Here is a 400-nt window from a genome sequence, read left to right as displayed (position 1 = left end):
GCCCGACCGCGAGCGCGCGAGCCTCCACCCGCTGTTCGCCCCCGAGCGGGCGCCGGGCAACGTCGCGCTCGTCGCCGACGCGGTGGGGCCGACGCTCTCGCCGCTGCTCGACGCGCTGCGGGCGGCGGGCAACGAACTGTTCGAGACGACGCCCGCCGAGCACGACGAGGCGATGTCGACGATTCAGGCCAAGAGCCACGCCGCCGTGCTCGCGTGGGCGCTGGCAGGCGACGACGTTCGCGAGGAGTTCCACACACCCGTCTCAGCCGGCCTGCGCGACCTCGCCGCGACGGTGACCGACGGCGAGGCGCGCGTGTACGCCGACATTCAGGACGCCTTCGGCGGCGCCGACGCGGTCGCCGACGCCGCACGCGAGATCGCCGACGCGGACGACGAGGCG

1 pseudogene is annotated in these 400 nt (G+C 75.5%); it reads left to right on the top strand.

The window, feature by feature from the left end:
• Positions 1–400: pseudogene (locus tag ACFR9S_RS07410) on the top strand (prephenate dehydrogenase); the annotation flags it as partial.

The organism is Halolamina salina, from assembly GCF_042678005.1.
Classification (GTDB): domain Archaea; phylum Halobacteriota; class Halobacteria; order Halobacteriales; family Haloferacaceae; genus Halolamina; species Halolamina salina.
Note: the sequence above shows the minus strand (reverse complement) of the source record. Positions and strands in the feature narration are given on the sequence as shown.